The 1,218-nt window shown below is 56.2% G+C and carries 1 rRNA gene (running past one end of the window); it reads right to left on the bottom strand.

Features of this window, described 5'->3' with window-relative positions:
• Nucleotides 1-32: 32 nt before the first annotated feature.
• Nucleotides 33-1,218, bottom strand: a 23S ribosomal RNA gene (locus tag IEZ01_RS18695) (its annotated part continues 664 nt past the right edge of the window); the annotation flags it as partial.

Below are 1,218 nucleotides of genomic sequence, written 5' to 3'. Positions count from 1 at the left end.
CTTCAGAACTAACACAGTGGACGCGAGCAACTGAGGACAAGCCCTCGGCCTATTAGTACCAGTCAGCTTCACCCGTTACCGGGCTTCCACATCTGGCCTATCAACCCAGTCGTCTACTGGGAGCCTTACCCTCTCAAGGAGGTGGGAATACTCATCTCGAAGCAGGCTTCCCGCTTAGATGCTTTCAGCGGTTATCCCTCCCGAACGTAGCCAACCAGCCATGCCCTTGGCAGGACAACTGGCACACCAGAGGTTCGTCCGTCCCGGTCCTCTCGTACTAGGGACAGCCCTTCTCAATATTCCTACGCGCACAGCGGATAGGGACCGAACTGTCTCACGACGTTCTAAACCCAGCTCGCGTACCGCTTTAATGGGCGAACAGCCCAACCCTTGGGACCGACTCCAGCCCCAGGATGCGACGAGCCGACATCGAGGTGCCAAACCATCCCGTCGATATGGACTCTTGGGGAAGATCAGCCTGTTATCCCCGGGGTACCTTTTATCCGTTGAGCGACGGCGCTTCCACAAGCCACCGCCGGATCACTAGTCCCGACTTTCGTCCCTGCTCGACCCGTCGGTCTCACAGTCAAGCTCCCTTGTGCACTTACACTCAACACCTGATTGCCAACCAGGCTGAGGGAACCTTTGGGCGCCTCCGTTACCCTTTGGGAGGCAACCGCCCCAGTTAAACTACCCATCAGACACTGTCCCTGATCCGGATCACGGACCGAGGTTAGACATCCAGCACGACCAGAGTGGTATTTCAACGACGACTCCACCTGAACTGGCGTCCAAGCTTCACAGTCTCCCACCTATCCTACACAAGCCGAACCGAACACCAATATCAAACTGTAGTAAAGGTCCCGGGGTCTTTCCGTCCTGCTGCGCGAAACGAGCATCTTTACTCGTAGTGCAATTTCACCGGGCCTATGGTTGAGACAGTCGAGAAGTCGTTACGCCATTCGTGCAGGTCGGAACTTACCCGACAAGGAATTTCGCTACCTTAGGATGGTTATAGTTACCACCGCCGTTTACTGGCGCTTAAGTTCTCAGCTTCGCAGGATCGAAACCCCGCTAACCGGTCCCCTTAACGTTCCAGCACCGGGCAGGCGTCAGTCCGTATACATCGCCTTACGGCTTCGCACGGACCTGTGTTTTTAGTAAACAGTCGCTTCTCGCTGGTCTCTGCGGCCACCCCCAGCTCAGAGTGCAAGACTC

Source organism: Streptomyces purpureus (assembly GCF_014648195.1).
Taxonomy (GTDB): domain Bacteria; phylum Actinomycetota; class Actinomycetes; order Streptomycetales; family Streptomycetaceae; genus Streptomyces; species Streptomyces purpureus.
This window is presented reverse-complemented; position numbering and strand designations above follow the sequence as displayed.